At 63.8% G+C, this 1,348-nt stretch carries 1 protein-coding gene; it reads left to right on the forward strand.

Going from position 1 to position 1,348, the window contains the following annotated elements; genetic code table 11:
• A partial coding sequence (locus tag BM151_RS21510; protein WP_177212973.1) for a BspA family leucine-rich repeat surface protein occupies window positions 1-1,348 on the forward strand: 1,348 nt, incomplete at both ends.

The raw sequence follows: 1,348 nt of genomic DNA on the forward strand, positions 1-1,348 counted from the left end.
CGGCAGCTGGAGCATCGCGGCGACGGATATTTCCTCGCTTTCCGATGGCGCGGTGACGGTCTCGGCGGATGTCAGCGATGCCGCCGGCAACCCGGCGACGGCAAGCGTGCCGGTCACGCTCGACAGCACGGCGCCGACCACCGCCGCCACGATCGACACCTTTACCGACGATGTGGGCACCAACCAGGCCGATTATCCGAGCACGACGGCGACCGACGACACCGCCCCGGTGCTGAACGGCACGCTGGACGCGGCGCTTGCCGCGGGCGAGGAGGTGCGGATCTACGAGGGCACCACGCTGGTCGGCACCGCCACGGTGGCAGGCACGGGCTGGACGCTGGCGCTCTCGGGGCTGGCCGAGGGGACGCACAGCTACACCGCTGTCGTCGCCGACGCGGTGGGCAATGAGGGCACGGCCTCGGCGGGCTTCGACGTCGTCGTGGACACCACCGCGCCTGTCACGCCGGTCGTGACCGGGATCAGCGATGACGGTGGCGCGATCGACGGGATTACCGGCGACAACACGTTGATCATCAACGGGACATCCGAAGCGAATGCGACGGTCGAGGTCTTCCGGGACGGCATATCGCTCGGCACGGCGACGGCGGATGGTTCCGGGAACTGGAGCTTCGACGACACGGGCACGGTCCTCCTTGATGGGGGGTATACATATACCGCGCAGGCGACGGATGAGGCGGGGAACCTTTCCGCAGTTTCGACCGGTTACGATGTCACGGTGGAATCCATCGCACCAACTGTGGCGATCAGCGGCTCGGGATACTCGACAATAACGGACACGGGCACTAACACGATCAGCTTCTCCTTCAGCGAAGAAATCGACCCCGCGAGCTTTGACGAAAGCGATATCACGGTTGCCAACGGAACGCTTGTCGCAGGCTCACTGGTCCAGCTGGACGCGACAACCTGGACCGCGACAGTGACCCCTGATCTTGCCGAAGGACATACCAACGTGGCGGTCACGATCGCGGCTGGCGCGGTGACGGATCTTGCCGGGAATGGCAATGCCGAAGGCACGAATGTGGCGTCGCTGGCCGGACTGTTTAGGAATTCCTCGACAATCCCTTCTGATGATATCACGGGCTGGGATACTTCGCACGCGACACGTGCCATCGCAACCTTCTCTGGCAATGCTGCGTTCAACCAGGATATCGGGGCGTGGGACACGGGCCTCGTGACGTCTATGAACTCCATGTTCTATGGCGCCAGTTCCTTCAACCAGGATATCGGGGCGTGGGACACGGGCCTCGTGACGGATATGAGATGGATGTTCCGAAATGCCAGTTCCTTCGACCAGGATATCGGGGGGTGGGACACGGGCCTCGTGACG

It is taken from the genome of Celeribacter neptunius, assembly GCF_900113955.1.
GTDB lineage: Bacteria > Pseudomonadota > Alphaproteobacteria > Rhodobacterales > Rhodobacteraceae > Celeribacter > Celeribacter neptunius.